Below are 19,917 nucleotides of genomic sequence, written 5' to 3' on the forward strand. Positions count from 1 at the left end.
GGCGGACCCGCAGTCGAGGCCGCCCGTGCGCCGGTCGTTTCTCAGTTCTGGTTGACTGTGACGGTACCAGTATCGGCTGTGGCCGAGACCGGAACGAGGATCTTGCCTTTGGCTTCCTTCGGGTCATCCGCCACATCGTACTTCTCCAGATCGGAGGCGAGGTCGACGGTGCCGTCATTGGACTTCGCGTTGATCCGGTAGAAGAAGTCCTCATCCAGCTCCTCTGAGGTGAGCTTGAGATTCGGCACCCGCATGTCGATCGAACCTTCTTCTGTCTTCGCGATGATTCCGCCGACGGGCATCGCCTGATTGGTGAAGTCGAGATCGACCGTTCCCGTCGAACTGACCACGTCGATGCGGTCGCTGACGCTGAGGTTCTCGCCTTCGATGGCACCGACCCCGGTCTTGGCCGACACCGTCCCGAAGTCACCGTCCAGGTAGGTGGCACCCCAATCGCTCGTGGTCCGCACCTTCTCGGCCGAACCGGTCACGTTCGCAGTTCCACCGCCGGTGTCGGCGTTGATCTCGGCGAAGTCACCGGTGACATCGAACCGGCCGTAGTTGCCGTCGAAGTCCAGGGCGAGGTCTTTCGCCTCACTGGTCGGGATGGTGACGGTCAGCCGGGTGTTCTCGAGTTTCCCGCCGTTCTTCACGGCCACCTCGGCGGTATCGGCTCGACTGTCGACCTCAAGGTTCGCGGAGCTGTCACGGGGACCGGTGCCGGTGAGCTTCACGGTCGCCTCGGCGACGTCGGCGGTCTTGATGTCGACGGCACCACCGGAGTCGAGGCCGATCTTGAGTTCCTTCATCGCCGTCGGCAGCGGTTCGGACGATTCGATCCGCCCGTAGTCGAGGCGGGAAGCACCCTGGGCGGTGCTGACGATGACGGGGACGAGGAGGACGACGGCGGCGAGGATGATCAGGACCGCGCGCAGACCGACGCGGGCGGATTCGCTGATGCGCACTGTGGCAGGCATTCTATGCTCCGAGGAATGTGAGGACGGCGAGGACTCGACGGTTCTCCGAAGTGTCGGCGGTGAGACCGAACTTCGTGAACACCGAGGAGATGTGCTTCTCTACGGCACCGGCACTGAGGTACAGAGTGCGGGCGATCGCGGCATTGGACTTGCCCTCTGCCATGAGCTGGAGGACTTCGAGTTCGCGGGGGCTCAGGGTCGAGAGCCCGTCCTTCTTGCGCGTGCGCACGAGGATCTGGGACACGACCTCCGGGTCGAGGACGGTGCCGCCGCCGGCGACCTCATCAACGGCGGTGAGGAAGTCGTCGACGTCGGCGACACGGTCCTTGAGCAGGTAGCCGAAGCCGCCGGTGTTCTCGGCGATGAGTTCGGATGCGTACTGCTCCTCCACGTACTGGCTGAACACGAGGACCTTGACGTCCGGGTTCTGCTTGCGGATGAGGACGGCGGCGCGGATGCCCTCATCGGTGAACGTCGGGGGCATGCGCACGTCGATGACGGCGAGGTCCGGCGGATCGTTGTGGACGACGGCGAGGAGTTCGTTGGCGTCGGGCACGGCGGCTATGACTTCGTGTCCGGCGTCGGCGAGCAGCCTTTCGAGTCCGGCCCGCAGGACGGCAGAGTCTTCAGCGATTACGATGCGCATGGCACCTCCACAACTACAGTCGTTGGCCCACCTGCGGGGCTGGTCAGGTTCAGTGTGCCACGAGCGGCTTCGACCCGGTCGATGAGACCGGCGATCCCGGTGTGACGCCCGGTGCGGTCGACGCGTGCACAGCCGTGGCCGTTGTCGGTGACGACGATCTGCACACCGGTCTCGATCGGGGCGATGAACACGCTGGCGCGAGTGGCGCCGGAGTGCTTGGCGATGTTCGTCAGGCATTCGGCGACGACGAAGTAGGATACTGCCTCGGCTTCGCGACCGATCCGGCCTTCGAGGCGGACATCGACGTCGACGGGAATCGTCGACCGTCCGGCCAGGGCGGAGACCGCGGCGTCGAGTCCGCGGTCGGTGAGGACGGCGGGGTGGATTCCGCGGGCCAACTGGCGGAGTTCATTGACGATGCCCTTGGCTTCGGTATGGGCTTCGGCCACGAGTTCCTTCGCCTTCTCCGGATCGGAGTCGATCTTGGACTTCGCCATGCCCAGGGTCATGGTCAGGGCGACGAGGCGGGGCTGGGCTCCGTCGTGGAGGTCGCGTTCGATGCGCAGACGTTCCGCGGCTGCCGCCTCGAGGCCGGCCATCCGGGCCCGATCGAGTTCCGTGACTTCGGCCTGCAGCGCCACGGTGCGGGCCGGGGCGAGCAGCGCCCGGTCGAGGGCGCGGTCGAGCAGCGGGGCGAACCACAGGATGGCCAGGGAGCTGGCGAGGACGATGACGGCGCCGATGGCCACACCGATGCGGGCCGGTCCGTCGATGGATTCGCCGATGAAGAAGGTATTGACTCCGTGAGGGTTGATGGCCGCGAAAATGCCGAAGATGGATCCGCAGATTGCGGCGACGGTGCCGGCGACGACGATCAGACCGAGGAGCATCTTGATGTAGTGGTGAGCGGTCGAGCGCCAGAAGGCACCGGATTTCACCTGCAGCCAGCGGTTGTGGAGGAAGCGGCCCATGCCGGGATCGCGATTGCTGCTTTCGATCTTCGGGACGGGGATCTTATCGGAATAGATGAGTTCGGCCCGGTAGCGTTCGGCGTTGTTCGCACCCTGCTGGACGAGGACCCAGACGAGGAGGGCGAGGACGCCGAGGCCGAGGGCGAAGATGCCGCCGATTCCGGTGAACAGCAGTCCCAGCGGGATCCACGCCCAGATCAGGGCGAGGACGGCGGAGAGCACGAGGTTCGCCACGCCGATGATTCCGGTGGGGCGTTTGGGCCAGGTGATGGGTCCGTCGGCGGGGATCTCGGTGGCCTCGTCCCGGCTCAGCGGCAGTGAACCGGTGACCGGTGCGTAGGCGACGGGTTCGCGTGGCGGCTTCATCCGCCGAGGCGGCCGCGGGCGTGGCATCGGCTGTGCCGTCGGCATGGGCTGCGCGTTCGGTGCGGGCTGCGCATGTGGTGCGGGCCGACCGAACTGCGGGCCGGGTTGTGGTGCTGGGCGCTGTCCGGGTTGAGGGGCGTGGCCGGGCGGGGTGGGGTAGTTCGCGTTGTTTGAGGGCGCGTACCCGGATGGTGCGGCCTGAGCCGAGGGATGGGTGCGAGGACCAGCCTGCGCAGGAGCCGTCGGGTGAGTGTAGGTGACCGGCCTCGTGGGGTTCATCGGCGGGTATTCCGGGCGCTGGGCCGGGTCACCGGCTCCCATCACTCGGGTCGAGCCCGTCGCGAACGGTACGTCGAGGTCGACGGGTTTCGTCCGGAACTCTCCTGCTTCGCGAGCGGTCGGTTCGTCGACCGCTGCTGCGTCGACTTCGGTGGTCGGCGGTGCATTGACGATCGCTTCGGCGCTGATTGACTCTTCGCGCTCGCTCGCAGCGGGATCCGCCTCGGGGGTGTGAGTCTCCTGCGGATCGGGGCCGAGAGGCTCCTGATCCTGCGGGTTCTCGGGGGTCTTCTCACTCATAGCAATAACGCTACGGGAGCCGCGGACTCGCGAACAGCACGAAGACCTCCGACCCCACGTCGGGTTTTCCCGACACCCTGTGACCGCGGACACTGCAGCTCCAGGTGGACGCTGGAACTCCATCCGCGTACCAGTCGCGCCGTTGTCCGCGACCTTTCCGCGCACCCCTCACCTTTCGTGGCACACCACCTCGTTGCATCGGTGTGGTGTGCCACTTGGGGTGAGGGATGCCGAAGCATCGGGGGGAAATGTCGCTCCCGGTGCGTGATGCCGTCGGCTATACGGAGACCACAGCCGCTGGAGACGAGACGAGCTGCTGCCCCGCAGGAGCGGCATGTGCTGCACTATCGGCAACACTCGTGCCCGCATCACCGGACGTGGCGTCGAGCGCCTGCGCAAGGTCGGCGACGATGTCTTCGACGTCTTCGATCCCGACGGACAGGCGGATGAACCTGCCGGAGACGCTGACCTCGCTGCCGGCCACGGACAGGTGCGTCATCGTCGCCGGATGGTCGATGAGGGACTCGACTCCTCCGAGCGATTCGGCCAGAGTGACGAGCTTCGTGTTCGCCACCAGGGACAGTGCCCGCTCCTCGGTGTCGGTGCGCAGGGACACCACTCCTCCGAACCCGCTCATCTGCCGCTTCGCCACCTCGTGCCCCGGGTGCGAGGGCAGCCCCGGGTAGATCACTTCGGCCACCTCGTCGCGGGTCTCGAGCCATTCGGCCACCGCCTGCGCGTTGGCACAGTGCGCCTTCATCCGCACCGGAAGGGTCTTGATCCCACGCCTGGTCAGCCACGCGTCGAACGGGGAGATGCCCAGCCCCACGGAAGCGAGGTGGCTCTCAATACGGTCGACCACCTCGGCGGCGCGGGGACAGCTCGTCCCGTCACCGGTGAGGACCGCCCCGCCGATGACATCGGAGTGGCCGTTGATGAACTTCGTCGTCGAGTGCACGACGATATCGGCCCCGAGCTCCAGCGGACGCTGGAGCACCGGGGTCGCGAAGGTCGAGTCCACGGCCAGAAGCGCGTTCGCTCGGTGGGCGAGGAGGGCCGCCTCGGCGATATCGATGATGTCGAGCCCGGGGTTGCTCGGGGTCTCGACCCAGATGATCGCGGTGTTCTCATTGATGGCGGCGTCCAGCGCCGCGGGGTCGGTGAGGTCGACGGTGCGGATGACCACGCCCCAGCGCACGTACTCGTTCTGCAGGAGCCGGAAGGTCCCGCCGTAGACGTCGCGGGGCAGGATGACCTCGTCACCGGGACGCAGCAGCGCGGAGAACACGGCCACCTCGGCCGAGGTTCCCGAGTTGACGGCCGCGGCGAACGACGCGCCCTCCAATTCGCACAGAGCCTGTTCGAGGTCGCTGCGGTTCGGCGTGCCCGTGCGCGCGTAGTCGAAGCCGGCGCGGGTCTCTCCCGGAGTGTCCATCATGAAGGTGGAGGTCTGGAAGATCGGAGCCACGACCGAACCGGTGTGTGCCTCGGGCATGGCTCCCGAGTGCACCGATCGGGTCGAGATTCCGGCGGGTGGGGTGGGTTCGAGACGGGGTGAACTCACGGCGGATCCTTCCTTCACTGATGGGCACCGCTGCATCTGCGGTGAGCTTCAGTGTGAGTGGCCGAATCCTGTTCGTGCGTGCCCGGTGACGCGCACTGTCACGACACGTCATATGTCGCCGAGGACTGTCATTTTTCGTCTCGTTCGACTCGATTTTTCTCGTCCTCCTCTTCCCCTTTGCCGCCTCAGAGCGTAATACTTAGCCTCATGGTTAAGTATTCGGATGAGCTCGATGCCATATTCTCGGCATTGGCCGACCCCACTCGCCGCAGCGTGATCGCGCGTCTCGGGCAGGGACCGGCCAGCGTCGGAGAGCTTGCCGAGCCGTTGTCGATCTCGCTGCCGTCGTTCATGAAACATGTGCGCAGCCTCGAATCGTGCGGCCTCATCCGGACCGAGAAGTCCGGGCGCGTACGCACCTGTGCGCTCAACCAGGATCGGTTCCATCTGCTCTCGCATTGGCTCGAAGAACAGCGGCGCATCTGGGAACGCGCCACCGACCGGCTCGAACAGTTCGTCACCACGGGATCCGTGGACTCCGACGTGCCCACCCCCACCAAGGAGGAATCATGACCACTCAGCTCTCTCGCACACGAAATCAGAATCCGGACCTCGACCTCAGCATCCAGCGGATCATCCGCGCCCCGAAGCAGGCCATCTGGGACGCTTGGACCACGCCGGACCAGCTGGCCCAATGGTGGATCCCGGCACCGCTGAGCCTGCGCGTGGATTCGCTCGAACTCGCTCCGGGCGGCGCCTTCGTCACCCGGATGAGCGAGGACGGCACCGAATGGCATCCGCATGTCGATGCGGTGTTCCTCGTCATCGAGGAAGGCAGCCGCCTCGTCTTCACCAACGCCGTCAGCAGCTCCTGGCACCCGTCGCTGCCGGACCCGGTGGCCATGACCACCGAGATCATCCTCGGCGACCATCCCGACGGCACCGACTACCGCGCCATCGTGCGGCACGGCAGCCCGGAGCAGCGCGCCCGGCACGAGGAGCTCGGGTTCTTCGACGGCTGGGGCACTGTCACCGACCAGCTGGCTGCCACAGTGGAGTGAGCCCGGCCGACAGGATGAGCGAACCCATCAGCAGGCCGGCCGCCACGACCGTCCAGATCATCGGCGCGATTCCGACGAGGAGGGCGACCGCAATGCCCATCGTGGCCGCTCCGACAGCGACGATGGCGCGCACCCGCCGGCTGAATGACTGTACCGGGAACCCCTGCGGAAGGACAGCACGGACGAGCGCTGAGAGGCCGCGACCGACTGCAGCAAGTCGCCGTTCGGAGGGGAACGGGATCCGCTCCGCCGCCATGGCGACCAGCGCGGAGAGACCCATCACTGCAAGCAGCCACGGCAGACGCGTCGCCCACCACCATCCCGACTCGATCTCGGGAAGGATGAACTCGGCGACGGTGCCGGTCGGCAGGTCGAGCAGAATCCCCGTCGGGAAGCCGACGACTGTCTGCGCCAGCCATCCGAGAGCTCCGATGAGGACGATGACGACGCTCATATGCCACAGGTAGACCTGCATTCCGTAGGTATTGCCCCAGGCGATGACCCGCTCCCAGAGCTGGGCGGTCAGGATTCGGGAGGTGGGGGCCGCCTCGGCGGGGGCTTCTCCTGGAACCGTCGTCGACTCTGCGGACAGCCGATCGACGTGGAGCGCCCGATTCAGCCGGGCATGGACCAGCCGCAGCACGCAGAGCTGTGCGACGCCGAGCAGGACGAGGGCGCCGGTCGGCGGATTGAGGTTGACGAGCATGTTCGGGCTGTACACCCCGGCTGCCACGAGTCCGCCGAGGAGACCCAGCGCGGCCACCAGCGCCGTCCACACCACGGGACGGCTGATCGGGCGGTCGGAGGCATCGGCGAAGAAGAACCCGAGCTGTTGGATCAGCGGCCAGACGACGACGAAGTTGAGATAGCCGAGGCCGGCAATCCCTGTCGTTCCGGAGAGAACGTCGACGGCGATGACGGCACCGGCGAGGACTGCCAGGGACCGCCTCGGCGCTCTTTCATGGAAATGGACCGCTACCGGCACCAGTGAGGACAGGCCGAGGTAGACGGCGAGGAACCATAGCGGTTGGCCGATGCGGCGGCTCGCCTCGACGATGAGTTCGGAGGAAACGCCTATGTCAGCGGCCGCGGACAGTCCGATCCCGGCGATGACGACGAGGACCGCGGTGGGTACGGCGAGGCGGCGCAGTCGGGCACGCAGATAGTCGGTCCAGGTTCCGCCTCGGGCACGGGTGCGCCTCCATCCGGTGATGCCCGCGTATCCGCCGATGATGAAGAACAGGGGCATGATCTGGAAGAACCAGGACGCTGCGGCGAATCCGGCGGTCGTCGACAGCGCGACCGTCGGAGCCACTGTGCCGTCGGGTCCGAGCACGGCCGCGCTCATCATCGAGTGGAGGATGACCACGACGATGAGGCAGCCGAATCGGATGAGGTCGATGGCCTGGTCACGGTGGGGTGCGGCGACGGTTTGGGGTTCGCGAGTCCGAAGTTCGGCGGGCGGGGCGACCGCGCTCTCGGGGGTTCGTCCGACCTCGGTGTCGACGGGCGGGGCAGGGTCGTTGAGCATGAGTGTCATGGCAGCTCCTTGTCAGAGTCGTTCAGTGCCGATCACAGGGAATCGGTGCGATGACACCGAAGTTAGGAACCGCATCTGCCTCGGCACATCACGCCGGAGAGCCCACCTCTCCCCCGCCGACCGATACTTCCGAGGGATACCGTCGACCGATCACCTCATACTCGCCGCGCCCGGCCATGTGAGAATGGCGATGAGCACGCCGACCACGCGGCCGCCTCGCTCGGCGACAGACGCCGAGCCCGGGTCCGCCGATCAAAGGAGAGAACCATGACGATCGCCTTCGCTAAGACCTCGCTGCCCATCATCGGTGCGCCCATGGCCGGTGGGACGACGACGCCCGAACTCACCGAGGCCGTCGCCCGGGCCGGCGGATTCCCTTTCGTCGCGGGCGGTTATCTCACCACCGAGGCCCTCTCTCCTCTGATCACACGGATGCGTGAGACGACCTCGAACTTCGGCGTCAACCTCTTCGCTCCGAACCCCGTCCCCGTCGATCGCGAGGCCTTCGACGACTTCGTCAGTGCGCTCGAACCGGCCGCAGCCGCCCGCGGGATCACGCTCGATCCCGAACCGGTCGAGGATGACGACCACTTCGACGACAAGCTCGACTGGCTCACCGAGCACCCCGTCCCCCTGGTCTCGATGACGTTCAATCTACCCACCGCCGAGGCGGTCGACCGCCTCCACGCCGTCGGCACTCAGGTCGTCGCCACGGTGACCTCGGTTGCCGAGGCTCGTGCGGCTGCCGAAGTCGGTGTCGACGGGCTCATCGTCCAGGGTCCGCGCGCCGGCGGACATTCCGGTACGGCCGATCCGACACGGACCATCGAGGACCGCGCGACCGTCGATCTCGTCCGTGACATCCTCGCCGAGGTGGACCTGCCCGTGGCGGCGGGAGGCGGAGTCGACGGTGAGGCCATGGTGGGTGAGCTCCTCGGCGCGGGGGCGAGCTCAGTCGTCGTCGGCACCCTTCTGCTGCGCTCGGACGAGGCAGGAACGGCACCCGCTCATCGAGCCGCACTGGCCTCCGACGAGTTCACGAACACCCAGCTGACCAGGGCATTCACCGGACGCCCCGCACGTGCGCTGGTCAATGACTTCGTGCGGACGTTCGACTCGATCGCCGTCGACGCCTACCCGGCAGTGCACCATCTGACGAAGGAGTTCCGCGCCGCGGCGAAGAAGGCCGATGACCCGCACGGCCTGCACCTGTGGGCCGGAACCGGCTACCGCAGCGCCCAGGACGGATCGGCGGAGACCATCGTCAAGGACCTCGGCGCCGGCTTCGCCCGCAAGTAGTCAGCGGGCCGGCGTCCCCCGCACACGCCACCCGGCAGGCGCACGCCCGTGCCGCTCAGTTCCCGGCGACGACCAACCCTGATTCGTAGGCGGCGACGACGATCTGGGTGCGGTCGCGCAGCCCCAGTTTCGACAGGATCCTCGAGACGTGGGTCTTCACGGTCTGTTCGGCGAGGTAGAGCTGTTCGGCCACCTCGGCGTTGGCGTGCCCCTTCGCCACCAGGGTCATCACGTCGATCTCCCGGTCGGTGAGCTGTCCGAGCACCGCGGTGTCCTTGGCCACGGTGGGCCCGGCGACGTATTCGGCGATGAGCCGGCGGGTCACCGAGGGCGCGAGCAGCGATTCCCCGCCGGCAACCACCCGGACCGCGGTGATCATATCTTCGGCTGTGGCGTCTTTGAGGAGGAATCCGCTGGCACCGGCCCGGAGTGCGGAGAACACGTATTCGTCGGCGTCGAACGTGGTGAGCATGATGACCCGCGGGTGGTCTCCGGGCATGTTGAAGATCGCTCGGGTGGCGTCGAGCCCGTTGAGCGTCGGCATCCGGATGTCCATGAGGATGACGTCGGGGCTCGTGCGGCGGACGAGGTCGACGACGGCGGATCCGTCATCGGCACTGCCTACGACCTGCATGTCCGACTGCGCGTCGAGCAGCGCCCCGAATCCCTGCCGCACCATCGCCTGATCGTCGACGATGGCGACCCTGATCGTCGTCTCCGACGGAGGCGGCACACTCGCCGAGGCGGCTCCCCCGTCCCCGTTCCGCGCGTCCTCAATTCCCGGCATGGTCCAAACCTACCGGACGCCGGGGTCGCAGAACCCGCTCAATCCCCGAGAATCCGCCCCTCGGGCCCGGTTTCGACCGAATCTCATCCTCATGGGTGATACGCGCGGCGCCTATTTCACTCCTGCGTATGATGTGCCGGCGCCTACCGGCTCCCTAATGTTCGAGCCATGATCATCACCGCCGTCATCCTCGCCACCGCAGCAGCGTTCTGCCTGGCCCTGGGCACCCACTTCCAGCAGCATGCCGTGGCCACCATGGCTCCGGGTCTGCGCCGTCGCGCCACTTGGGCAACCGGGCTCGGCCTCATGGGGCTGGTCACGGTGCTCAACGTCATCGCGCTCGGACTCGGCCCGGTTGCCATCGTCCAGCCCATCGGCGCGGTCTCTCTCGTCTTCGCCGTCCTCATCGGCCGGCGGTACTTCGGGCTCCGCCTCGGTGCTCCGCTGCTCATCAGCATCGCGGTCACGCTCTTCGGGATCTTCTCCTTCGTGGCCACCTCGGCGAGGTTCGCCCACGAGATCTCCGTGAACACGCAGTCGGTGACCTGGCTGCTCGCCGTGCTCGCAGCCCTCACCGTCTTCGCGGGGCTGTTCTCGTTCAGCTCCGCGGGCCACATTCCCCGGGTCGTCATGACCGGGATCGTCTTCGGCACGGTCGCCGCGGCCACGCATGTCCTCGCCCGATCAGTCGTCATGTCGGGACTGCCCGGACTCGATACGTTCGGTCTGCGTTGGTGGGCGCTGCTGGGCGCGGTCGGCTTGGCCTCGGCGGCGGGATTCTGGCTCGTTCAGACCGCGTACGCCTGCGGCCCCGCCGAGACGGTTCTGGCCGGCCTCACCGTCATCGACCCGATCGTCGCCGTCATCATCGGTGCCGCGTTCTTCGGCGAATACACCGGACTGACGCCACCGGCTGTCATCGGTCTGCTCGTCTCCGCAGCCATCGGCATCGGCGGAGTGTGGATGCTCTCGCGCTTCCACCCGAAGGTCCTCGAATCTCGCAGGACCGCCCGCGCTGACACCGCAGTCGACACCGCTCAGACGGCTCCGCACACAGCACAGGAAGGAATCACGCTGTGAACCACTCCCCCGATCTCGCCTCCCCCGCACCCTCCGACACGTACGCTGGAGACGTGCCCCGCCCAGCAGAGCCTCCGCAGATCGACCCGAACGCCCAGGCGGCCGCCGATTCTCCGGCCGCGAGCGCACCGCGTTCGTGGTGGGCCCGGCTGTGGCGCAATCTCGGCCGCGATTCCATTCTCGTCGCCCCGAGCCTGCTCATCTCGCTCATCGCGTTTCCAGTGCTCATCACTCTGTTCTCCGTCTCGATCGCCACGGTCATCGTCTGGGTCGGTGTGCTCCTCCTGCCGCTGACGCTGACCGTCGCCCGCGCGTTCGGCAACCTCTCCCGGGCCCGTGCCCGCGAGTGGGGTGCCCCCATCGCCGAGGCGGCTCCCCGTCCCCGTGGACGCGGACTCCGCTGGTGGTTGGCTCCGCTGTCCGATGCCCGTGCGTGGTTGGATCTGCTCTTCGAAACCGTGTTCGCCCTGCCGATCCGGCTCTTCACGTTTTCCGTCTCGCTGGCCTGGGTCGCCGGCGGTCTGGGCGGGATCACGCACTTCTTCTGGGGCGCGTTCGTGCCGGACGGAGGCGGAAACACCGTCGACTGGGTCGTCGCGTGGGTGACGAACTCCCCGGTCACCGACCTCGGGTTCGCCGCCGAGGCGACCTTCCAGTTCATCGTCGGGATCATCCTGCTGCTGACGTTCCCCTTCGTCCTCCACGCCATGGCACTGCTCGAGATCGTCTCGATCCGCGCTGCCGGGTCGACTGATGGGGCAGCTGTCTCCGCGCAGGCGACTCGCTCAGAGCGGTCGGCTCATCCGGCGCAGTCGTCTGCACTGTCGACCATCGCCGGGAGCCAAGGGTGGTTCTGGCTCATCGCAGCATTCGTCGGGGTCGTGCTCGTCGCAGTCGCCTGGCCGGTGACCACCGTCCTCTACGGCGTCCCGACGGTCTTCGCGATGATTCTTGCGTTCAGCCTCAGCGCCGCGCTCCTGCTTGCCGTGCGCTGGCCGATCCCGGCGATCGGCCTCGGCCTCATCGCTCAGCTGGCAGGCATTCTGCTCACCGCGGACATCTCGGGAGCAGTCCGACCGTTCACGGTCACTTCGCTGTTGGCTCTCGTGTTCCTCCACCTCATCATCGGTCTGCGTCACCGTTGGATCCACCTCGTCGCTCTGTGGGCAGGAAGTGCGCTCATCGGCGCGCTCGCCCTGTTCCTGCCGCATGCCGGCGAGCTTCCCGGGGCCCTGTCGAACGTGATCACCACCGCAGCCGTCGCCGCCGGTGCCGGAGTCATCGGCGTGATCGGCAACCTCCTCATCAAGGGTCGCCGGCAGCTCGAGTCCGAACGCGAGCTCAGTGCCGCAGAGCTGGCGAAGCGGCAGGAACTCGAAGAGCGCAACCGGATCGCTCAGGAACTCCATGATGTCGTCGCGCACAGCATGTCGGTCATCAGTGTGCAGGCGACGACGGCGAAGTACCGGCTGCCCGGACTCGATGAGCGCAGCCTCGGCGAGTTCGATTCGATGGCGGGATCGGCTCGCCAGGCGCTGACGGAGATGCGCGGACTCCTCGCCATCCTCCGCGGCGGCCGGGATGCCGACCTGGCGCCGCAGCCGACCGTCGACGACATTCCCGGCCTCGTCGATGTCACACGCGGCTCCGGCGCGGCCGTCGATCTCGACTTCCCCGCCGAACCTCTCGCGCTGCCGCCGACGACGAGCCTCACCGCGTTCCGCGTGGTGCAGGAGAGCCTGTCGAATTCGCTGCGGCATGCCGCCGGCGCCCCGGTCACGGTCACCGTCACGGCCATCGGCTCCCGGCTTGAGATCTCCGTGCTCAACGGGGAGCCCGACGGTGGGACGGATGCGGGTGGGCACGGCCACCTCGGCGGAGGTTTCGGCATCAAGGGGATGCGCGAACGCGTAGAAGCCTTGGGCGGAAGCCTGCGGGTGGGGCCGACAAGTGCTGGCGGGTTCGAGGTCACCGCGTCGCTACCCATGGAGTGAGGGTCCGCGGATCGATGACATAATCGATCAGGGATCCCTGCTGTCTGAAATCCCCTCCGAAAGGTGCAGAAACAGTGACTCACTCATCCCCATCGACGCCATCTGACCCCTCGACGCCGGCGCCGGAACCCGCGGCGCGAGAGCAGTCCCGGTTCGTCCGGGACCTGCGGCGCACGATCGCCGTCATCATCGTCGTGGCCTTCAGCGTGGCGGCGATCGGCGGGATCATCGTCATGCTCGGCGATATCGAGTCCGAACCGACGTTCCAGGTCATCGCCACGACGGCGGTGACCGGCGCCTGCAGCGTCGCCGCCTTCTGCGGGGCGAGTCTCATCGGCCGCCGGGCCCAATGGTTCGGCAGTGTCACGGTACTGCTGGCGTTCATCACCCTGCTGTTGAGCATTCTGTTCGTCTGGGGCGATCCGTACATGTGGAACGACCCCGTCCCCGGCTCCACCGGCCAGACCATCGGCGACATCCTCTACCAGGTGCTCGCGTCGATCGTGCTCGTCACCGCCGTCGCTTCGGTCAGTTCGCTCATTCTGCTGCTGGTGCCCCGGTCTCGGGTGGTGCGGATCGGGCTGCCGATCACGCTCGGACTGCTTGCTCTCGGCACGAGCCTGGTTCTCGTCACGATCTGGGTGGAATCAGCGTGGGAACTCGAGTGGCTGACCCGCCTCAACGGCATCATATGGATCCTCGCCGCACTCGGAGTCGTCATCGTGCCGCTGACCTCGCTGCTGCTCAGGGCCGGGTCGAAGCCTGCGGGCGCCGACCGCGCCGGCGAGACATCAGCCCGGTCGACTCAACCGTCGTCATCTCAGCCGTCGTCCCAACCGGCGCCGGCCCTGTCGCCTTCGACGCTCGATCGCATCAACGCCGCCGCGCGGGCCGAGGGCATCACTGCAGATGAGCTCATCGATCGGCTTCTGACCGCGGAGCCTCGAACCCCCTCGGCAGACGAGAGTCGATGAAGCCTGCGACGAAGGCGCCGATGACGAGCAGGACGAGGAGCGCGATCATGCCGGCGAAGTTCGACAGCACAGGGTTTGTGAAGTCGAACAGTCCCGGCCAGATGGCGTAGACGACCACTCAGCACACGCCCACGAATCCGAACACGTTGAGCGTCGCCTGGCCCGCGGACCGTGCGCGCTTCCCGCTGTGTTTTGAGGCTTCCTCTTCGGGGGTGCCGAACTCGGCGTCGGGTGTCGTCCCCGCCGCCTCGGCCCTGTATTTGACCTCGTGGAGGACGGTGAGGACCTGGTCTTCTTCACACCCGCGCTTGCGCAGGTTCTGGGCGAGCTCGCTGTAGTAGCTCATGACAGGTTCGCTTTCGTTTCGGTGTCGGCATTCACATCGCTGTCCACCGCGGTTTCCTCGTTCTCTGGGCTGTCCCCGCGGGGACGCATCGGTTCACGGTCGGTCGGGCCGCCTCGGCGAAAGATCGATCCACCTCGGCGGAGATGATCGAGGACGACGATGATGCCGAAGACGATCGGAGCCGCGATCGACATGACGACCTCGACCGTGGGGGCGCTCGTCGCATTGAGGTCGGCACCGGCGAGCACGCCCAAACCGAACGCGAAGACGTTGTTGACGATGTGGAAGGCCATTCCGGCCTCGAGACCGCCGGTGATGATGGTCAGGGTGCCGACGATGACGGCGAAGATGCCGACGTCGATGAGTCCCGGCAGGTCGTAGACGTGGCCGACGACGAAGATCGGCACGGGGATGAACACGGCCCACGCGGGGTGGCGCAGCCATGAGCCGATGATGTTCATGGCCAGGCCGCGGAAGACGATCTCCTCGGCCGTCGCCTGGAACGAAACGAGGAGGATGATTGCGATGAGCATGGCGAGCACTTGGCTGTTCCACACGATTCCCGAGGTCAGGTTGCCCATCGCCCCGTCGGAGAAGGCGACCATGACGATCGCGCAGACCACCCATACGGCCGCACCGACCAGCAGATACCGTCCGAGCCGAGCCCATCGCATGCCGCCGCGGAGCGAGATCATCGAGGAGAAAGAGCGCCGGTAGATGCATAGGGTCGCGAGCTCGGCGGCCGGCCACATGAGGATGACGTTGACGAGTCCGAAGAGGACGCCCGTGGTCGTGTTCATGTCGATGAGGCGTTCCCACCATGTGTTGAAGTCACCGTCGACGCCGAGGGCGAAGAGTGCCCAGAGAAAGAAGCCGGCGAACTGACGATGATAGCGCCGAGGCGGCTCGACGGAACCGGGTCCGGGCAGGTTAGGGGCCGGCTGGGTTGCTGTGGTCATGGGCGACCGAGTGAAACGGGGGAGATTTCTTATGCCTCCACCCTCTCGAAACCGGCGGCCACTGACCATCGGCCGAGGGCCAGACTTCTTTCATCCTTTCGGGCGACAGACCATCCGTCTTCTCACCGGTAGGCTCGAAGGGTGACACCTCGCCCCGCCCGCCGCCCGCTCGCGCATGCCCTCCTCTGGACCGTCATCTCCGCGGTCGTCGGCGCGCTCCTGCTCTTCATCGTCATCGGAAAGCAATGGCCGAACTCTGATTCCACCGCGGCTGAGACAGATGCGCTCAGTGCCGAAATCTTCGTCCACATCGTCTTCGGGCTCGTTTCCTTCGTCTGTCTGCCGATCGTGCTCCTCTTCGATGGGCGCCGGATACCGCGCAAACAACTGCGGCCGAAGGTCCTTGCCTCAGAAAAGCTGCGCGAATTCCTCACAGTCACCGGGCACGGCGGTGATGAGTTCCTCGCCGCCGACGGATCCGCCGAATCGCTTCAGCGGCGTCCGGGAGGCTGGATTCCCGTCACTGTCGGGATCATCGGCATACTCCTCGGCACGGTCAGCATCCTCGGCGCCCTCGCCGCGTCGATCATGCTCGTCTCCTTGTCGGCCAGACGCAGTTGGGCTCTCGATTTCGTCGGCCTCGCAGCCACACTGGCAGCCTTTTCCGCAACCTATGTGCTCACACCGCAGGCGGCGGGGGCTTTCGAACTTCCCGTATTCGTCTTCGGCGGCACGATGTATGCCGTCGTCGTCATCATCGGCGTCATCCGCGGCGCCCGCGAGCAGGGCTTCATCGACTCCGCCGCCCAGACCCTGCTGCGCGAACGCTCCCGGCAGGACCGAGCCATCGCCGAGGTGCGCCGCGGCATCGCCCGCGACATGCACGATTCCCTGTCCCACCATCTCTCCGTCATCGCGATGTACTCCGGTGCCCTGTCCGTGCGGCAGGACCTCGACCCCGACGAGGTCCGTGAAAGCGCCCGACTCATCGCCGACGCCGCGCGTCGCTCCGGTGTCGAACTGCGTGAGGTGCTCACCATGCTGCGCAGCGACGATCAGGGCACGGTCATCGACCCCGACATCGACCGCCTCGTCGCAGCCAGGGGCGACACCGCCGAACTGCGCTACCTCGAACCGGTGACCGCCGAAGTCCTCCACCGGTGTGGGGCGCTCGAGCAGACGACGATCTACCGCTTCGTCCAGGAAGCGATCACGAACGCGGTCAAGCACGCCCCGGGCCAGACGGTGACGATCAAAGTCGGCTTCGATGAGGCCGACGGTCATCTGGTGCTCGTCGCCAGCAATCCGCACACAGGTCTGGCCCCGGCCTTCCGCGCCGGATCACAGCAGCTCGTCACCGGATCCGGGTTGGGACTGCTCGGCCTGCGGGAGAGAATGGAGGCCATGGGCGGCGATCTCACCGTGACGACGACCCCGGAATTCACCCTCCGCGCCCGCATCCCCGTCGATGCCGACATCTTCACAGACGGCGACGCCCCGGGAACTGCCGGTGCGATCGACTCCCCCGACGAGCAGGAGACGCAGCCATGAGCATTCGGGTAATCATCGCCGACGACGAGTCGCTCATGCGCTCGGGTCTCAAGCTCCTCCTCGGCGCGGCGACCGATATCGAGGTCATCGCCGAGGCGGTCGACGGTGTCGAAGCCATCGACCTCGCCCGTCGGCTGAGTCCCGACCTCGTGCTCATGGACATCCGGATGCCCCGTCTCGACGGCCTCGAGGCCGCGCAGACGCTGCTGTCCGATCCCGAACATCCCCAGGTGCTCATGCTCACGGCCTTCGGGACCGACGATTTCATCCACCGCGCCCTGCAGTCCGGGGCGGCCGGGTACATCCTCAAGGACACCCCGCCGGAAGAGCTCATCAACGCCGTTCGCGCGGCAGCAGACGGCACACGGACTCTGTCGGCGACCGCCTTGGCCACGTTGATGTCGTCTCGTCCGTCCGCCTCGGCGCCGGGTGAGGATCCGCTGGCGATGTTGTCGACCAGGGAACGGGAGATCGCCGAGGCGGTCGCTCAGGGATTGACGAACGCGCAGGTGGCGCGGTCGCTGTTCGTCTCGACTGCGACGGTGAAGACTCACCTGGCGCGCACCTTCGACAAGCTTGAGGTGACCTCGCGGGTGCAGCTGGCGCTGCTCGTCAACGCCCGTCGGTGAGCCTCCTTAGTCGATCATTTCGGGGCCATACGGATGGCGCCGTCGAGGCGGATCGTCTCCCCGTTGAGCATCGGATTGGCGACGATCGATTCGACGAGCTGCGCGTACTCGGCGGGCTTGCCCAGTCGGGCCGGGTGCGGCACGGACTTGCCGAGGGATTCCTGTGCCTCGGCGGGCAGGCCGGCCATCATCGGTGTCTCGAAGATGCCGGGTGCGATGGTGACGACGCGGATGAGAGAGGCAGCGAGTTCGCGGGCCATCGGCAGGGTCACGGCGGCCACGGCACCCTTGGACGCCGAGTAGGCGATCTGGCCGATCTGGCCGTCGAAAGCCGCGACGGAGGCGGTGTTGACGATGACTCCGCGCTCTTCGCCGTCCGGCTCCTGCTGCTGCATGGCCGCAGCGGCGAGGCGGCAGACGTTGACGGTGCCGACGATGTTGATGTTCAGCACCTTCTGGAATGCCTCGAGCGGCAGCGGACCCTTGCGGGAGACGAGCTTTCCGGGTGTCGCGACGCCCGCGCAGTTGACGACGACGCGCAGAGCGCCGAGCCCGGTGGCGGTGTCGACGGCGGCCTGCACCTGCTCTTCGTTCGTCACGTCGGCGGTGACGAAGTGGGCGGAATCGCCGAGTTCGGCGGCGACCTGCTGCCCCACCTCGGCGTTGAGGTCGACCATGACGACCTGGGCGCCGGCGGCCAGAAGGCGTTCGGTGGTGGCGCGGCCGAGTCCGGAGGCTCCGCCGGTGACGAGGGCGACGGTGTTCGTGAGATCCATGGGTGTCCTTTGCATCGCTGAGCGAACAGTTGATCACTGCGACTCTAACGCAGATGTGGGGACGGTCACTGTGCAGGGTCGGGTGGGGCCGCCTCGGCGAGGGGGCACCTGGACGGCGGCGCCGGTCGCGACAGGAACGGTGTCAGTCGACACGGGGACGACAAAGCCCGCCGGTCGGGTGACCGGCGGGCCTGTCTCGGCTCAGCTGCGAGGGCGGACTCAGGCGGCCTGCTCCTCGGCACCGGCTTCGCGCACGGACTTCAGGGCCTCGCCCCAGGCGACGATGTCGTCGACCATGGAGGCGAACGGGGCGGCCGAGACCTCGGTCGGGGCGAAGGCGCCGTCGGCGACGTCGGTGAAGATCGAGAACGACGCCTGGTCGCGGACGACGGCGAGCTTGTAGTTCGCGAGGATGTGGCGCAGGTGCTCAGCGGCGCGCACTCCCTTGTCGGCGCCGTAGTTCACGATGCCGGCGACCTTGTGGTTGAACTCGGTGGCGACGAAGTCGAGGGCGTTCTTCAGCGAGCCCGAGATCGAGTGGTTGTACTCCGGAGTGACGAAGATGAAGGCGTCGAACTCTTCGAGCTTCGCGCCCCAGGCCTTCGTGTGGTCGTTGGCGTACATCTTCGCACCGGCGGGGACCACCTCGTCGAGGAGGGGCAGATCGAAGCTGCCGAAGTCGACGACCTCGGCACGGACGTCATCATTGGAAGCCAGCTGCTGCTCGACCCAGCTCACGATCTGTGGGTTGAGCGCCTGCGGGCGGGAAGTTCCGGGAATGATGGCAATGTTGAGCATATGCGTCCTCAAATCGTTGAGCGGTGTCCACCGGCCGGGCGGCCGCGGCGGTCGAGTTCATGGGTGGAGCCTGCGACCTCGGCGAACCGGATCGGCTGCAACTCCACACCGGCCAACATTGTTGAACGCTCAATCATTCCCGGCGATCGAGTGACCCTGGTCACCATGTCCGACATCTGTCGGATCGGGTTCCGGGAACGGTGATACCGTAATTCCGCGCGAAATCAGGCCCGCAGAGACCGCCCGTCGTGTATGGTCGTTGGGCAAGTGAAAGACTGTTCGTTAAAAAGTCGGCTTCAACGGAAAACAAGGCAAGGAGTCCGGTCATCGTGCGCTCAACCAACGGCCGTAACAATATTCTCCGCTCGGCCCGGGACACCTTCGCGGACAAAGGATTCGACGGCGCGTCCATCCGCGATATCGCACAGACAGCAGGTCTGAGCCTCTCAGCGCTCTACTACTACTTCCCATCCAAGCAGGAAGCTCTCTACGAGCTCGTCCACACGGCGTATACCTGGTACGTCGAGCACTGCCGAGCGGTCATCGCCGACGTCGATGACGATGTCGTCGATCAGCTGGCCGTGGCGGTGCGCTACCTCGCCCGCTATCGCATGGAGAACGTCTCGGTCTCCACCGTGCTGCTGCGCGACACCGAACGGCTCACCGGCGACAATGCCGTCCGCGTGAAGGAACTCCAGCGGGAGGCCCGCGAGATCATGGGCGATATCGTCCAGGCCGGCATCGACTCGGGTAAGTTCCGCGTCAGCAGTGCGGCTCTGGCCACTCGCGCCATCCACTCGATCTGCAATTCGCTCTCGCTGTGGTACCGGCCGACGGGTGACCTGACTCCTGACATGATCGAGCGCGACTTCACTCAGTACTCGATGCGCATCCTCGGTATCGACCCCGACGAGGCCGAACTCGACCGCTTGCTGGCCCTGCCGGTCAATCAGGCCGGAATGCTCGACTTCATCGCCGACACCAACTGACCCCGTTGCTACCTGACGGCGGCGCAGCAAC

19 protein-coding genes are annotated in these 19,917 nt (G+C 66.6%); 9 read left to right on the forward strand and 10 right to left on the reverse strand.

The features are described from left to right. Positions 1-41: 41 nt before the first annotated feature. The 4 genes from ACSBQT_RS16140 to ACSBQT_RS16155 form a co-directional block, all read right to left on the reverse strand. The gene (locus ACSBQT_RS16140; RefSeq protein WP_410708962.1) at positions 42-977 is read right to left on the reverse strand and encodes a hypothetical protein; all 936 of its coding nucleotides are present in this window, start codon (positions 975-977) and stop codon (positions 42-44) included. A gap of 1 nt (position 978) precedes the next feature. Beyond that, positions 979-1,623 carry a response regulator transcription factor gene (locus tag ACSBQT_RS16145; protein WP_025778887.1) on the reverse strand — a complete coding sequence of 215 codons (645 nt, stop codon included), beginning with the start codon at positions 1,621-1,623 and terminating at the stop codon, positions 979-981. Then, positions 1,611-3,539, reverse strand: coding sequence for a sensor histidine kinase (locus tag ACSBQT_RS16150; protein WP_410708963.1), 1,929 nt, complete (start codon positions 3,537-3,539; stop codon positions 1,611-1,613). The genes ACSBQT_RS16145 and ACSBQT_RS16150 overlap by 13 nt, the downstream gene beginning before the upstream one ends. 277 nt (positions 3,540-3,816) lie before the next feature. Beyond that, a complete protein-coding gene (locus ACSBQT_RS16155) occupies positions 3,817-5,103 on the reverse strand; it encodes a trans-sulfuration enzyme family protein (RefSeq protein ID WP_410708964.1) in 1,287 nt (428 codons plus the stop codon). 207 nt (positions 5,104-5,310) lie between these two features. Here ACSBQT_RS16155 and ACSBQT_RS16160 point away from each other — a divergent pair, with 207 nt between their 5' ends. Continuing rightward, positions 5,311-5,676, forward strand: coding sequence for an ArsR/SmtB family transcription factor (locus ACSBQT_RS16160; protein WP_435002098.1), 366 nt, complete (start codon positions 5,311-5,313; stop codon positions 5,674-5,676). Next, on the forward strand, positions 5,673-6,164 hold the full coding sequence (locus ACSBQT_RS16165) for an SRPBCC domain-containing protein (RefSeq protein WP_410708966.1): 492 nt from the start codon (positions 5,673-5,675) through the stop codon (positions 6,162-6,164). Before ACSBQT_RS16160 ends, ACSBQT_RS16165 begins: the two co-directional genes overlap by 4 nt. On the opposite strand, the gene ACSBQT_RS16170 is transcribed toward ACSBQT_RS16165, so the two are convergent. Then, positions 6,133-7,704, reverse strand: a complete 1,572-nt coding sequence (locus ACSBQT_RS16170; RefSeq protein ID WP_435002099.1) for an acyltransferase family protein — start codon at positions 7,702-7,704, stop codon at positions 6,133-6,135. The genes ACSBQT_RS16165 and ACSBQT_RS16170 overlap by 32 nt on opposite strands. A gap of 267 nt (positions 7,705-7,971) precedes the next feature. Between ACSBQT_RS16170 and ACSBQT_RS16175 the strand changes: the two genes are divergently transcribed. Beyond that, a complete protein-coding gene (locus ACSBQT_RS16175) occupies positions 7,972-9,003 on the forward strand; it encodes an NAD(P)H-dependent flavin oxidoreductase (protein WP_410708968.1) in 1,032 nt (343 codons plus the stop codon). Between the two features lie 55 nt (positions 9,004-9,058). On the opposite strand, the gene ACSBQT_RS16180 is transcribed toward ACSBQT_RS16175, so the two are convergent. Continuing rightward, the gene (locus tag ACSBQT_RS16180; protein WP_410708969.1) at positions 9,059-9,790 is read right to left on the reverse strand and encodes a response regulator; all 732 of its coding nucleotides are present in this window, start codon (positions 9,788-9,790) and stop codon (positions 9,059-9,061) included. A 168-nt stretch (positions 9,791-9,958) separates the two neighbouring features. Here ACSBQT_RS16180 and ACSBQT_RS16185 point away from each other — a divergent pair, with 168 nt between their 5' ends. From ACSBQT_RS16185 to ACSBQT_RS16195, 3 genes are all read left to right on the forward strand, one after another. Continuing rightward, positions 9,959-10,870 carry a hypothetical protein gene (locus ACSBQT_RS16185; protein WP_410708970.1) on the forward strand — a complete coding sequence of 304 codons (912 nt, stop codon included), beginning with the start codon at positions 9,959-9,961 and terminating at the stop codon, positions 10,868-10,870. After that, positions 10,867-12,864 (forward strand): sensor domain-containing protein, encoded by a 1,998-nt coding sequence (locus ACSBQT_RS16190; RefSeq protein WP_435002100.1) that lies wholly within the window; start codon positions 10,867-10,869, stop codon positions 12,862-12,864. Before ACSBQT_RS16185 ends, ACSBQT_RS16190 begins: the two co-directional genes overlap by 4 nt. A gap of 74 nt (positions 12,865-12,938) precedes the next feature. Continuing rightward, on the forward strand, positions 12,939-13,838 hold the full coding sequence (locus ACSBQT_RS16195; protein WP_435002101.1) for a hypothetical protein: 900 nt from the start codon (positions 12,939-12,941) through the stop codon (positions 13,836-13,838). Positions 13,839-13,956: 118 nt separating this feature from the next. Here ACSBQT_RS16195 and ACSBQT_RS16200 read toward each other — a convergent pair whose 3' ends face one another. Both ACSBQT_RS16200 and ACSBQT_RS16205 read right to left on the reverse strand, forming a co-directional pair. Next, positions 13,957-14,184 (reverse strand): hypothetical protein, encoded by a 228-nt coding sequence (locus ACSBQT_RS16200; RefSeq protein ID WP_435002102.1) that lies wholly within the window; start codon positions 14,182-14,184, stop codon positions 13,957-13,959. After that, complete coding sequence (locus ACSBQT_RS16205) at positions 14,181-15,143, reverse strand: CPBP family intramembrane glutamic endopeptidase (protein WP_410708975.1); 963 nt, start codon at positions 15,141-15,143, stop codon at positions 14,181-14,183. The genes ACSBQT_RS16200 and ACSBQT_RS16205 overlap by 4 nt, the downstream gene beginning before the upstream one ends. A gap of 141 nt (positions 15,144-15,284) precedes the next feature. On the opposite strand from ACSBQT_RS16205, the gene ACSBQT_RS16210 reads away from it, so the two are divergent. Next, entirely contained in the window at positions 15,285-16,694 is a 1,410-nt protein-coding gene (locus ACSBQT_RS16210; RefSeq protein WP_410708976.1) for a sensor histidine kinase, read from the forward strand. Further along, on the forward strand, positions 16,691-17,323 hold the full coding sequence (locus tag ACSBQT_RS16215) for a response regulator (RefSeq protein WP_410708977.1): 633 nt from the start codon (positions 16,691-16,693) through the stop codon (positions 17,321-17,323). Before ACSBQT_RS16210 ends, ACSBQT_RS16215 begins: the two co-directional genes overlap by 4 nt. Before the next feature lie 14 nt (positions 17,324-17,337). Here the strand turns inward: ACSBQT_RS16215 and ACSBQT_RS16220 are convergent, their stop codons facing one another. Continuing rightward, entirely contained in the window at positions 17,338-18,099 is a 762-nt protein-coding gene (locus tag ACSBQT_RS16220) for a 3-hydroxyacyl-CoA dehydrogenase (RefSeq protein ID WP_173155457.1), read from the reverse strand. 219 nt (positions 18,100-18,318) lie between these two features. Then, complete coding sequence (locus tag ACSBQT_RS16225; RefSeq protein ID WP_410708978.1) at positions 18,319-18,897, reverse strand: NADPH-dependent FMN reductase; 579 nt, start codon at positions 18,895-18,897, stop codon at positions 18,319-18,321. A 329-nt stretch (positions 18,898-19,226) separates the two neighbouring features. Between ACSBQT_RS16225 and ACSBQT_RS16230 the strand changes: the two genes are divergently transcribed. Then, on the forward strand, positions 19,227-19,886 hold the full coding sequence (locus ACSBQT_RS16230) for a TetR/AcrR family transcriptional regulator (RefSeq protein WP_172171879.1): 660 nt from the start codon (positions 19,227-19,229) through the stop codon (positions 19,884-19,886). Positions 19,887-19,917 lie beyond the last annotated feature (31 nt).

It is taken from the genome of Brevibacterium sp. H602 (genome assembly GCF_051172395.1).
In the GTDB taxonomy this organism is placed as follows: Bacteria; Actinomycetota; Actinomycetes; order Actinomycetales; family Brevibacteriaceae; genus Brevibacterium.

Coding starts and splice junctions, on each gene's coding strand:
- ACSBQT_RS16170 (WP_435002099.1), bottom strand. CDS start 7,704: ATGACACTCATGCTCAACGACCCTGCCCCGCCCGTCGACACCGAGGTC.
- ACSBQT_RS16150 (WP_410708963.1), bottom strand. CDS start 3,539: ATGAGTGAGAAGACCCCCGAGAACCCGCAGGATCAGGAGCCTCTCGGC.
- ACSBQT_RS16160 (WP_435002098.1), top strand. CDS start 5,311: ATGGTTAAGTATTCGGATGAGCTCGATGCCATATTCTCGGCATTGGCC.
- ACSBQT_RS16205 (WP_410708975.1), bottom strand. CDS start 15,143: ATGACCACAGCAACCCAGCCGGCCCCTAACCTGCCCGGACCCGGTTCC.
- ACSBQT_RS16145 (WP_025778887.1), bottom strand. CDS start 1,623: ATGCGCATCGTAATCGCTGAAGACTCTGCCGTCCTGCGGGCCGGACTC.
- ACSBQT_RS16220 (WP_173155457.1), bottom strand. CDS start 18,099: ATGGATCTCACGAACACCGTCGCCCTCGTCACCGGCGGAGCCTCCGGA.
- ACSBQT_RS16200 (WP_435002102.1), bottom strand. CDS start 14,184: ATGAGCTACTACAGCGAGCTCGCCCAGAACCTGCGCAAGCGCGGGTGT.
- ACSBQT_RS16140 (WP_410708962.1), bottom strand. CDS start 977: ATGCCTGCCACAGTGCGCATCAGCGAATCCGCCCGCGTCGGTCTGCGC.
- ACSBQT_RS16185 (WP_410708970.1), top strand. CDS start 9,959: ATGATCATCACCGCCGTCATCCTCGCCACCGCAGCAGCGTTCTGCCTG.
- ACSBQT_RS16165 (WP_410708966.1), top strand. CDS start 5,673: ATGACCACTCAGCTCTCTCGCACACGAAATCAGAATCCGGACCTCGAC.
- ACSBQT_RS16180 (WP_410708969.1), bottom strand. CDS start 9,790: ATGCCGGGAATTGAGGACGCGCGGAACGGGGACGGGGGAGCCGCCTCG.
- ACSBQT_RS16175 (WP_410708968.1), top strand. CDS start 7,972: ATGACGATCGCCTTCGCTAAGACCTCGCTGCCCATCATCGGTGCGCCC.
- ACSBQT_RS16225 (WP_410708978.1), bottom strand. CDS start 18,897: ATGCTCAACATTGCCATCATTCCCGGAACTTCCCGCCCGCAGGCGCTC.
- ACSBQT_RS16215 (WP_410708977.1), top strand. CDS start 16,691: ATGAGCATTCGGGTAATCATCGCCGACGACGAGTCGCTCATGCGCTCG.